Here is an 8,887-nt window from a genome sequence, read left to right as displayed (position 1 = left end):
TCACGCATGTCGCACCTGCGGCCCGGCATGTCTTGGCCACTGTCGCCGTGACGCTTCCAGCCAGCTACCGCCTGCCCCCGGAGGGGGGTGAACCTGCAGCGCTTCTGTCACGCTGGAGCGCGCGCGGTGAGGGCGCGGATGGCGGCCGCCACCTCGTCAGGGTTGGAAATCATGGTCAAGTGTTTGGCATTCGGAATGATGGTCGGTGGTGGGGCGCCGATGCGTTCGGCGGTCTGCGTTGGGGTTTGGGGACTGAAGACGTCGTCCTTGCCGCCGAAAACGACTGACTTGGGCAGGTTCACGGAGTGCAGGTCCGTGAGCTGGGAGGCGGGTAGTCCGGGTACGCCCGCGTCGAGCATGCTCCACAAGGCGTCTTCGGCTCCTGATACTTGGAAGGGTCGTCGCCACACGTCGACGCCCGCGTGATCGAGGGTGGGGCATCCGGGTCCGCATTGGGAGTTGTAGAAGCTTCGGATCAGCGCGTCGGAGCTGAGCCCGATGCGCAGGATGCTGGTTTTGAACGGGTTTATCAGGATGTAGCGGAAGGCGGTCGGTGGCCCCGCTCCGGTGTTCAGCGCGTCACCGTCGAGCAGCATCAGACCCGCGATACGTCCCGGCGAGCGCAACGCGGCCTCCGATACCACGGCCGCGCCGCTTGAATGTCCGACCAACACGGGACGATCGCCTGTGCCGCCCAGATGCATCGCGTCGAGGAAGCCGAGCAGCTGATCGGTTTGATGGTCGACGGTGTAGGGGCCTTTGCGTTGGGTGTAGCCGTAGCCGGTGAGGTCGAAGGCGTACACGCGGTGGCCGCGGGCGAGCAGCGGTGCCAGTCGCGACCAGGTGTCGACCGATTCGAAGGCGCCGTGGACCAGGACGATCGGCGTGCCGGTGCTGCCCCACTCCTGGTAGCGGGTGCGGATGCCGTCCGCCTCCACATAGGTCAGACCCGGCGGCGGCAAGGCGCGCTCGGCCGTGAACGCGTTGAAGACGAACGACGCCGCGGTGGTCAGGACGAGCAGCGCCGCGCAGCCGATCGCGATGCGTCGCCCCCATCGTTTCAGCCGAGGTCGCCAACGGGACGGAGCGGTCTCGACAGAAGCATCCGAGGCCTGATCCTCGGCCATTTCCGGGTTCACGGCGAACGCTCCGCGGCGGCGGGGGACCTGTCGGTAGGGAAGCTGCCGCCCGCCGCCATCTGAGGGTTTCCGCAGGTAGGAGGGTATTGCGAGGGGATTCGTCTCGTTCGGTGCGCAGTGGATTCCATTGAGGGGTCACAGTTCCTTATGGACGGTGTGGTCCAAGCGGGTGTCGGGGACCGGGCGGCTCGTAGTGACGGTGAAATCGTTGACCTGGTCCAGGATGAAGGTCGGTGTTCCTTGAACCTTGTCGGCCCGGTTGTGGTGGAAGTCGGCGTCGGCCACGTCCCGCAATGCGTACGCGGGACGGGTGTCGCGCTGTTCGAACCTGACCTCGACGTTGTCGAGCGTTATGCCTTTGGCGTGCCGGATGAAGAAGCCGTAGGCGGGCAGGGGGCCGAACATCGTGATCTCGGGATAGGCGCCTTCGTTCTCGGGTGGGCTCTGGTCGACGTCTCCCGGCGTGAGGCCGCCGGTCAGGTTGTGCCGGACATTGCTGATCCGGACGTCTTCGATGGGGTGGCCGGGGATTCCGGAGATAGCGGACGGGTAGCGGGGGTCGGCGTTATAGGCGATGACGTCGCTGATGTTGACCCGGCGCAGCCTGCCGATCCGGGCGCCGGCCGGCCCGCGCATCCGCGAGCCCAGCCGCATGAAGATCGGCATCTGCACCTGGCGCATGGTGATGTTGCTGATCGTCACGTCCTCCAGCAGGCCGCCGTCGACGCTCTCCAGCGCCAGCCCGCGGCAGTACTCGAAGATCACGTTTGAGACGGCGATGTTCTTGAACCCGCCGTTGGATTCGGTGCCGAGCTTGATCCGCCCGGTCCGCCCGTACGACGCCGTCGTCTTGAACGTGCCGTTGTACAGGGTGCCGAGGTCATAGCCGCTGACCATGCAGTTGTCGATGGTCACGTTCTCGGTGGCGCGGGGCTCGCCCAGCGCGTACGAGCTCTTAAGCGCAATCGCGTCCGCGTTGGGCGAGTTGACGGTGGTGCCCGAGATCCGGACGTTGCGGCAGCAGTCGAGGTTGATCCCGTCCCCGCCGGTGTCGATGACCAGGTTGTCGACCCGCACGTTGTCCACACCGGTCAACAGGATCGCCAAGCCGCCGCCGTTGAGGGTCGTGATGTCACGGATCGTGACGTTGCGGCAGAGCTTCAGCGCGATCGCTTTGTCGCCCTGCCCCGGATCGGCCTCCCTGCTGTCGCCGACCAGGCCGTCACCGTCGATCCCACCCGGGCCGCAGATGGTGATGTCATTGAGGCCCTCACCCCAGATCAGACTGTTGTGCCAGTGGCTATGCGCGTAATCCTGGTACGGATTGCCCGCTCCCGGCTCGGCCGGATCGTAGCCCTTTCCGCGGGCGGGCGCGGCGGCGAGCAGCGTGGCGCCCTGCGCGAGGTATAGGGCGAGGTTGCTCTTTAGGCGGATCGAGTAGCAGGCATACGTGCCAGCCGGGAAGTAGACGGTGCCGCCCGGCCCCCCGCCCGAGCGCGGCCGAGCCTTGGCGGCCTCGTCGATCGCGCGGTTGACGGCGTCGGAGTCGATCGTCACACCGTCGCCCTTGGCGCCGAACCGCCTGACGTCAAAGACTCGGCCGGGCTGGTCCGTCGGGGTCCAGGGCGCCGCCTCGGCGGCGGTTCCCGGTACCAGCGGCAGCGCGGCGCCAACAGTCGCGGCAGCTCCCATCGTGACGATGCGGCGACGGCTCACCGACTTGGCCACGGCTTCTCCCTTCGGGTGTGCGGCCGATGGCGGGCGGTGGACGAAAGTGATGTATGGGCTGCTCATGATGTGGCTCACGCGTCGCGTCGGCGCAGTGTGGCCCAAGCCCCCAGCAGCGCCAGCGCCACCCAGGCCACCGTGATCAGGGCTCCGGTCCAGGGCCCGAACGCGTCCTTCGACTGGTGGTGGATCTGCAGGAACTTCTGTCCGGCCTGGTCCGGCAGGAACTGGGTCACCCGCGTCACGCCGGGGATCGCCTGCAGGATGCCGGAGACCAGGAAGAAGAACGGCATGAGGATGCCCAGCGCCAGGGTCTGCCGGCGCAGGATCGTGGTCACGCCGAGTGAGAACAGCGCGATCAGCGTCAGGTAGAACGCGCCGCCGAGCACAGCCCGCAGCACGTTGGGGTCGCCGATGCCGACGCCGTGCTTGCCGAGCATCGCCTGGCCGACGAAGAACGTCGAGAACGCGGTTGCCAGCCCGGCGGCCAAGGTGACCGCGGTCAGGACCACTGCCTTGGCCGCCAGCAGCAGTCCGCGTTCGGGTACCGCGGCCAGCGTGGCTCGGATCATGCCGCTGGCGTATTCGCCGCCGATCATCGTCACGCCGAGCACGACCATCGCGAGCTGGCCGAGGACCAGGCCGCCGAAGCTGCTGCGCACCGGTTCGAAGGGGGCGTCGGTGGGCATGCTGCTGAAGTTCCGGTTGATGAAGAAGGTCAGCAGCGCGCCGCCGCCGACGACGGCGACGTACCCGGCGATCAGCATCGCGTAGGGGCTTCGAATGGTGCGTAGCTTGGTCCACTCCGCGTTGATCACCGGTGCGGACCGGCTGATGATGCCCGGCCGAACCGCCGGGGCGATGGTTGCGGTGGTCATCTTCTATCCCTGCTTCCGCTGCTCGTACTCTGATGTCGTCGGCGCTGTCGTGGCGGCCGAGGTCGCCGCACCCGCGTGGTACTCCACGGCGTCCGCGGTCATCTCCATGAACGCCTCCTCCAGCGAGGCTCGCTGGACACTGAGCTCGGTCAGAACCAGTCCGCGCGCGGAGGCGAGCTTGGCGATGCGGCCCGGTTCGACGCCCGCGGCCTCGAACGCTCCGTCCGCGCCACGCCGGTAGGCGACCGCGTCGCCGTCCAGCGCGTCCATCAGCGCCTCAGGCTGGTCGGTCGCCATCCGCACGTGGCTTCGCGAGTTGCGGTCGATGAACTCGCCCATCGGCAGGTCGGCGAGCAGCAGCCCGCGCCCGATGACGATCAGGTGGTCGGCGGTCAGGGCCATTTCGCTCATCAGATGGCTGGAGACGAAGACGGTGCGGCCCTCGGCGGCCAGCGACTTCATCAGGGTACGGATCCAGACGATGCCCTCCGGGTCGAGCCCGTTGACCGGCTCGTCGAACAGGAGCACCGCCGGGTCGCCCAGCAGGGCCGCGGCGATCCCGAGGCGCTGCCCCATGCCGAGAGAGAATCCGCCGATCCGCTTGCGCGCCACGTCCTGCAGGCCGACGGTCTCCAGGACTTCGACCACCCGGCGCTCGGGGATCCGGTTGCTGCGGGCCAGCCAGAGCAGGTGGTTGTAGGCGCTGCGGCCCTGCTGCGCGGCCTTGGCCTCGAGCAGCGCGCCGACGTGGGTGAGCGGCTCGACCAACTGGTCGTAGCGGCTTCCGTTCAGCAGGACCCGGCCGCTGGTCGGCTGGTCCAGCCCGAGGATCATCCGCATCGTGGTGGACTTGCCCGCGCCGTTGGGGCCGAGGAAGCCGGTGACGAGGCCGGTGGGGATCGTGAAGGTCAGGGCGTCGACGGCGAGTCTGTCGCCGTAGCGCTTGCTGAGCTGCTGCAGCTCGATCATCGGACCGTCCTGTCCTCGGAGGAGTAGCAGGACGGCGTCAGGTTCGTGTTCATGCCCTCCAGCGTGCGATCAACCCGGGCTCGCCTCGTCCGACGCGGAGCGACACTTCCGGCTACGACGGCGGACGTACCAACCCGGACTGGTCGGCGAGCACGACCAGTTACGCGCGGTCGCGGGCACGCAGCTTGACCATGGCCCGCTGACGTGGGTGCGGACCGTGGCCGGGCTAAGGACCAACTCGGCGGCGATTTCGTCGTTGGTCAGCCCGTGCGCAGCCAGGGCGACGATCTCGCGCTCACGCTCGGACGGCCCGCACCAGGTCGCCCGGGTGCGTGTGCTTGACCAGGCAGCCGCCGGCGCCGGCGCGCAGCGCCTCAAAGACGTACTCGTCCAGCTCGAAGGTCGTCAGGATCAGGATCCTGACGTCGGCTAGGGCGTCGTCGCCGACGATCCGGCGCGTCGCCTCCAGACCGTCGACGCCCGGCATCCGGACGTCCATCAGCACCACGCCCGGCTTGAGCGCGCTGACCAGCTCGACAGCGGCGGCGCCGTCATCGGCCTCGCCGACGAGGATCAGCAGCGCATCCGCGACCGTCCCCATGACGACGAACGCCGAGCGCTGTGCCGTGGTGTCGCCGCTGGTGGCGCCCACGATCGTAAGCACGAGCGTGCACAGGTCGACGCCGATCCAGGTGACCGAGGCGAGGATATGGACGGTCAGGACGCCGCGGCGCAGGCGCGGCCCGAAGAGCCGTTCGCGCGCCCGCCCGTGCCTGTCGTGCGCAATGTGTTCGTGGATGGTTCAGCGTGGCGCGCGCCGCGGGCAACGGTCGTCGCGCGGTGGGCGGCAGTTGCGCGTACGCCCGTCGTCGTAGCGGCGCCCTCGCCCGGCCGGGTCGGCGCGCGTACGTTGGCTTGCGTACATGCCGGCTACGCCGCGGGGCGGACGATGTCGGGGCGTGGCCATCGTAGTGTGTGGAGCATGATCGGCCGGAACAGTGCGAGTACGCAGCGCCCGAATGCAGCGCATGCAGCCGACGGGCGGCTGCGCGACCTCGCCGGAGCCGCCGTTCTGACGGCGTTCTTCCTTCTCGCAAGCGGGCACAACCAGCCGCCGAGCGGTGGCCACACCTTGGATGCGCTCGGATATCTACTGCTGGTGCTCGCCGGTGCTGCGGTGGCCTTGTGCCGCCGATTCCCGCGCACGGCGTTGATCCTCGTGGTCGCGGCACTCGGCTGCTACCTCGGGCGCGGTTATCCGGTCGGGCCGATCTATCTCGCGGGGATGCTCGTGCTGTTCTCACTGGGCTGGCACACCCCGCGCCGCACGGCCGCGTCGGGGACCGGACTTCTGGTCGTCGTGCTCACCGTGGTGTCGCTGACCACGCGACTCGGGGCCACGGTGCTCCCGTTGATCTTCGCGGGGTGGGCGGCCGCAGCTGTGTTCCTGGGGGAGGTGGCGCGCAACCGGCGCGTCTACCTTGAGGGCGTCCGGCAGCAGACCCGCAGCCTCGAGCTGACCAGAGTGGAGCAGGCCAGGCGCCGGATCGCGGAGGACCGGCTGCGCATCGCCCGGGACCTACACGACAGCGTCGGCCACGCGATGGCGATGATCAACGTGCAGGCCGCCGCGGGCGCGCACGTGGCCGACCAGCGCCCGGAGGCGGCCAAACAGGCCCTCATGGCGATCCAGCAGGCGAGCGGGGACGTGCTCGACGAGCTCACCGCGATGCTCAGCGTCCTGCGCGCAGACGGCGAGTCGGCCGAGCGGATGCCGACGCCGGGGATCGCGCAGATCCGGGCGTTGGTGGAGTCGAGCGGCAGCCCACGGCTGCGCACCGGGGTCGTCCTCGAAGGCCGCACCCAGGACGTGCCCGAGGCCGTCGGGATCGCCGCGTACCGCATCGTGCAGGAGTCCCTGACGAACGTGATCAGGCACGCGGGCGCGTCGTTCGTGCAGGTCACCGTGCGGGCCGAGAACGATCGCAGCCTGCACGTCGAGGTCTGCGACGACGGCGCGGGCGCCGCGTCCACCCCGGCGTCCTCCGGAAGCGGCATCGGGATCCGCGGCATGAGGGAACGGGCCGAGTCCACCGGCGGGCGCCTCGATGCGGGGCCCGGACCGCGCGGCGGGTTCGTGGTACGCGCCGAATGGGGGCCGCGCCCGTGATTCGCGTCGTACTCGCCGACGACCAGCCGCTGGTGCGGGCCGGATTCGCCATGATCCTCGATGCCGAGGACGACATCGAGGTCGTCGGCGAGGCCGACGACGGCGCCCTCGCCGTGGAGCGGGTGCGCGAGCAGTTGCCCGACGTGGTGCTCATGGACATCCGGATGCCCGGCGTGGACGGCCTAGAGGCGACGCGCCGCATCGCCGGCGACGAGCGCCTGGCCACGGTGCGCGTCCTGGTCCTGACGACTTTCGAGCTCGACGAGTACGTGTTCGAGGCGCTGCGTGCCGGGGCCAGCGGGTTCCTGGTCAAGCACACCCAGCCCGCCGAACTCGTCCGCGCGGTGCGAGAGGTCGCGCGCGGGGAGGCGCTGCTCTCGCCGGGCGTGACGCGGCGGCTGATCACCGAATTCGCCGCCCGACCGGTCAGGCCCAAGCTCGTACCGGAGACGATGCAGGTGCTGACGCAGCGGGAACGCGAGATCGTCGCGTTGGTCGCGCAGGGTCTGACCAACGACGAGATCGCGGCCGAACTGGTGCTCAGCCCGGCCACCGCGCGTACCCACGTCAGCCGCGCGATGGTCAAACTCCGGGCCCGCGACCGGGCACAGCTCGTCGTGTTCGCCTACCAGTCCGGGCTGGTGCGGCCCGCCGACTAGCGCTCGCGCGCGGCCGTCAACTCGGCCGTACGACTCGCACGCTGCTACGTCACGGAGCGTACGGGAGGGCGCCGACGCTCGTCCGACGACGCGGTGAGGCGCGCGGGCGAATGTGGAGTAGCCGGTTCACGCAGTTCCGTGAACCATGAACGAATCGCAGGGCGGCGTGTGAGAGGGAAGTGGGAGGGGCGGGGATGATCTTGCTCAGCCGTTTGTAACGAAACCGCCCGTGGGAATTGCGGTGTCGAATCCGTGGGTCGGCAAGTGTGCTCGAGGTCACATGAATCAACGGGGTGCTGTAACAGGCCTTTCGGGTGAAACTCGGTGCACGCCTTCACGCCGGTGCCACACCCGGCGGCACGGCGAGGTATGCGCCGGAAACGGAAGCGCCGGGCCTCTGCGGCGGGAACTGCTCGGGACCCTCGTGAGGTGCGCGGACACGGGTCGCTGGCCAGGACGCGGTCGGGGGTGAGCCGGGGATCGGCATCAATCGGCCCGCGTCGGCAGGCTTGCACCTGGCTCGGATGGCGAGATCCAGGCCCACTATGTCGGCTCGAACGGTGCCCGCCTACCCAAGGTTCGCTTTTTCGTCGTCGGTGTGAAGGCGGTCGGCCGCCGCCGCCCACCGCATCGACATCATCGCCGACATGGGCGGACGGGAATCGGTTCTGCCGGTGTCCGGTGAATTCTCGTACCGTGTGGGCATGTCCGATCTCGCCGTTTTCGATTTCAACGCCTTTGTCGACGCCTTCGACACCCAACGGCGTGTGCGTGGACTGGGCTGGTACGAGTTCGCCGATGAACTCTGGGACCAGTCGGTTGACCTCAACGCGAGGCGACCGGATGACCACTGCCTGTGCGGGGGTGCGATCTCGCGGCTGCGAGCGCGCGGCGCCACCTCATGCCAGTACGCCCTGTTCATGCTTCGCTGGCTCGGCCGAGCACCGGAAGAATTCCTGACCGGCCCAGCTCGTGATGTCGGCGACACTCGGCTCCCGCACGCCGGCCCGGACAGCAGACTTCGATGGGACCTGAACGAACTTCACTGCGCACTCAATGATCAGCGGCAGTGCGACGGACTGGCGTGGGCCGCGCTCGCCGACGAGATCGGCTGCACTGCGAGCCGACTGACCAATCTACGCACCGCGCGACTGGCCGATCTGGGACTCACCATGCGCATCACCCAATGGCTCAGCAAACCTGCGGCAGCCTTCATTCATCCCATGCAGTGGTAGTCCCGAGAAGCGGGACCATCCCAGACCGGACACGAGGCCGCCTCGCCGTACCCGCACGGCCATACTCGCGCTCGACACGATCCACCGGCACACCCGCACGATGCAGAGG

Annotated in this window: 7 protein-coding genes and 1 pseudogene; 3 read left to right on the top strand and 5 right to left on the bottom strand. The window is 68.8% G+C overall.

What is annotated here, in order from left to right:
• Window positions 1-107 precede the first annotated feature (107 nt).
• The 5 genes and pseudogenes from VGZ32_RS06095 to VGZ32_RS06070 form a co-directional block, all read right to left on the bottom strand.
• On the bottom strand, window positions 108-1,139 hold the full coding sequence (locus VGZ32_RS06095; RefSeq protein ID WP_326884849.1) for an alpha/beta hydrolase: 1,032 nt from the start codon (window positions 1,137-1,139) through the stop codon (window positions 108-110).
• A gap of 135 nt (window positions 1,140-1,274) precedes the next feature.
• Complete coding sequence (locus tag VGZ32_RS06090; protein WP_414642489.1) at window positions 1,275-2,831, bottom strand: rhamnogalacturonidase; 1,557 nt, start codon at window positions 2,829-2,831, stop codon at window positions 1,275-1,277.
• 110 nt (window positions 2,832-2,941) lie between these two features.
• Window positions 2,942-3,745 (bottom strand): ABC transporter permease subunit, encoded by an 804-nt coding sequence (locus VGZ32_RS06085; RefSeq protein ID WP_326884847.1) that lies wholly within the window; start codon window positions 3,743-3,745, stop codon window positions 2,942-2,944.
• Between the two features lie 3 nt (window positions 3,746-3,748).
• Window positions 3,749-4,714 carry an ATP-binding cassette domain-containing protein gene (locus VGZ32_RS06080; protein ID WP_326884846.1) on the bottom strand — a complete coding sequence of 322 codons (966 nt, stop codon included), beginning with the start codon at window positions 4,712-4,714 and terminating at the stop codon, window positions 3,749-3,751.
• Window positions 4,715-4,874: 160 nt separating this feature from the next.
• Window positions 4,875-5,315, bottom strand: a pseudogene (locus VGZ32_RS06070) (response regulator transcription factor).
• 381 nt (window positions 5,316-5,696) lie between these two features.
• Between VGZ32_RS06070 and VGZ32_RS06065 the strand changes: the two are divergent.
• The 3 genes from VGZ32_RS06065 to VGZ32_RS06055 all read left to right on the top strand — a co-directional run bounded on the left by VGZ32_RS06065 (window position 5,697) and on the right by VGZ32_RS06055 (window position 8,778).
• Entirely contained in the window at window positions 5,697-6,884 is a 1,188-nt protein-coding gene (locus VGZ32_RS06065; protein WP_326884843.1) for a sensor histidine kinase, read from the top strand.
• Window positions 6,881-7,543 (top strand): response regulator transcription factor, encoded by a 663-nt coding sequence (locus tag VGZ32_RS06060; protein WP_326884842.1) that lies wholly within the window; start codon window positions 6,881-6,883, stop codon window positions 7,541-7,543. The genes VGZ32_RS06065 and VGZ32_RS06060 overlap by 4 nt, the downstream gene beginning before the upstream one ends.
• A 704-nt stretch (window positions 7,544-8,247) precedes the next feature.
• On the top strand, window positions 8,248-8,778 hold the full coding sequence (locus VGZ32_RS06055) for a hypothetical protein (protein ID WP_326884841.1): 531 nt from the start codon (window positions 8,248-8,250) through the stop codon (window positions 8,776-8,778).
• The last annotated feature ends 109 nt before the right edge of the window (window positions 8,779-8,887 follow it).

This window comes from Actinocrinis sp. (genome assembly GCF_035938995.1).
GTDB lineage: Bacteria > Actinomycetota > Actinomycetes > Streptomycetales > Catenulisporaceae > DASZGI01.
This window is presented reverse-complemented; position numbering and strand designations above follow the sequence as displayed.